General features: G+C 44.0%; 1 pseudogene. It reads left to right on the forward strand.

The annotated features are described in order from the left end of the window. Positions 1-348 (forward strand): annotated as a pseudogene (locus tag FC60_RS09570) (LPXTG cell wall anchor domain-containing protein); the annotation flags it as partial.

The raw sequence follows: 348 nt of genomic DNA on the forward strand, positions 1-348 counted from the left end.
AATTAGTGATGAAAACTCAACGAGTTTGAGTACCAGCGTTTCCAACGCGAGTGCTTCAGATGCATCCTTGAATAACAGTGCTTCAACTTCGGTTGAACAAGTTATCAGTGAACTTGATAGTGCCTCAGTTAGTGCTGAAAACAGTACTTCGGCATCCAATAGTTTGGATGATCGTGGCAATGTAACGAGTGATGAATTAACATCGATGGCGCAAGCTTCGGCTTCAGCAGCCTCAGTTAGTGCTAGTCAAAGTACTTCGAACCGGGCGGCATCCCAAAGTGCCTCAACTTCCTTAAGTGATTTGCAATCAGGTAATGAATCCTTAAGTGAGAGTGCTTCAACATCGTT

Source organism: Limosilactobacillus gastricus DSM 16045 (assembly GCF_001434365.1).
In the GTDB taxonomy this organism is placed as follows: Bacteria; Bacillota; Bacilli; order Lactobacillales; family Lactobacillaceae; genus Limosilactobacillus; species Limosilactobacillus gastricus.